Origin of the sequence: Pseudoalteromonas sp. T1lg75, assembly GCF_002964705.1 — a bacterium.
In the GTDB taxonomy this organism is placed as follows: Bacteria; Pseudomonadota; Gammaproteobacteria; order Enterobacterales; family Alteromonadaceae; genus Pseudoalteromonas.
The window spans coordinates 1-645 of sequence record NZ_PQCD01000024.1; the positions used below are offsets into that span (position 1 = coordinate 1).

A 645-nucleotide genomic window follows, 5' to 3' on the forward strand; every position below is an offset into this window, starting at 1 on the left:
AGGAGTAAAGTACGCGCTGATTGCGCAGTATGTAGGCCAGTTCCGGATCACCTTGATGTGTAAAGCATTGAAGGTTTCACGCTCTGGCTTCTATCGTTATTTAAACCGAAAGCCGAGCTATAAAGCACAGAAACACGCTGAGCTGGCCCATCATGTGAAAGAGACGTATGAGGTTTTTAAGGCTCGCTACGGCGCGCCCAGGATAACGTATGAACTAAATGCCAGTGGTGTTCGATGTAGCCTCAACGCTGTTGCTAAAATCATGCAAGAACTAGCTCTCAAGGCAAGAAACGGCAAGGCGTTCCGTTATAGTCACAGCAGCTATTCAAGCTCGAATGTAGAAGAGAATGTGCTTGCCCAGCGGTTCACCACAGAGCATGCCAACAGGAAATGGGTATCAGATATCACCTATATCCGTGTTCGCGGCCAGTGGCTTTACCTAGCCGCGGTGATGGACCTGTTCTCCAGGGCGATTGTGGGTTGGGCATTAGACACGTCGATGACGGTCAAGCTGATTTCCGATGCTTTCAACATGGCACTGGCCCGCAGGGAGGTTAAACCGGGTTTGATGCTTCACTCAGATAGAGGCGTGCAGTACCGTGCGGTGGCCTATCAGGATTTAGTGCGTTCATCGGGCGCGATAAT

General features: G+C 50.5%; 1 protein-coding gene. It reads left to right on the forward strand.

The annotated features are described in order from the left end of the window. Positions 1-645: IS3 family transposase (locus C2M36_RS06720; RefSeq protein WP_158678867.1), on the forward strand; the 645-nt coding region annotated here is incomplete at both ends.